The sequence below is a fragment of the Streptomyces sp. MB09-02B genome (assembly GCF_033794485.1).
Classification (GTDB): Bacteria; Actinomycetota; Actinomycetes; order Streptomycetales; family Streptomycetaceae; genus Streptomyces.
The window spans coordinates 1-662 of sequence record NZ_JARGEE010000986.1 but is presented as its reverse complement, the minus strand read 5'-3'; the positions used below and the strand labels follow the sequence as shown (position 1 = coordinate 662).

The following is a 662-nucleotide window of genomic DNA, read 5'->3' as shown; positions in this document are numbered from 1 at the left end:
GCCGCAGGGGGTGCGCAGGGCCCAGAGTCCGGCGGGGTATGTGTGACGGTGGAGAACCGTGGGGCGGCGCCGGGCGGCGGCCGGCAGCCGGACGGACCCCCCGGTCCCGGCCCGCAGGTCGGCCCCGGGCCCACGGGGTGGCTCACCGCGCAGGACACCTCCGTCTCCGCCCGTATCTGCCACCACGTCTCCGCCGTCACCGGCCACTCACCGGCCCGCATCACCCCGGCCACCGCCTTCGCCGAGCTGGGCCTGGACTCCCTGATGGCCGTCCGCATCCGCACCGCCCTGGAGCGGGAGTTCGGCATCGAGCTCCCCCTGCGCGACCTGCTGGGCGCCGGCACGATCGAGGCCACGGTGTCCCGCATCCAACGGGCACTGGCGAGGAGTGGGGCGCCGGCGGAAGCGGGGCCGACGAAGCCGCTGTCGGCGGAAGCGGTCACGACCGAGGCGGCACCGGTCGAGGCCGTGGCAGTCGAGGCGATGCCGGTCAAGGCCGTGGCAGTCGAGACGATGTCGGCCGAAGAGGGCCGGGCCCCGGTGTCGGCGGGCGTGGCGTCGGTCGTCGGCGCGCGGGCTCGGCCGACCGTACCGGCTCGGGCCGGGGGCGCCCGGCTCGCGACGCCCCCGGCGGTGGCGGGTGAGATCGCCCTCCCCCCGCC

Annotated in this window: 1 protein-coding gene; it reads left to right on the top strand. The window is 77.6% G+C overall.

From position 1 onward, the window contains the following. Nucleotides 1-42: 42 nt before the first annotated feature. Nucleotides 43-662 (top strand): acyl carrier protein (locus P1P70_RS45485; protein ID WP_319248464.1); only part of this gene is annotated, 620 nt, incomplete at its 3' end.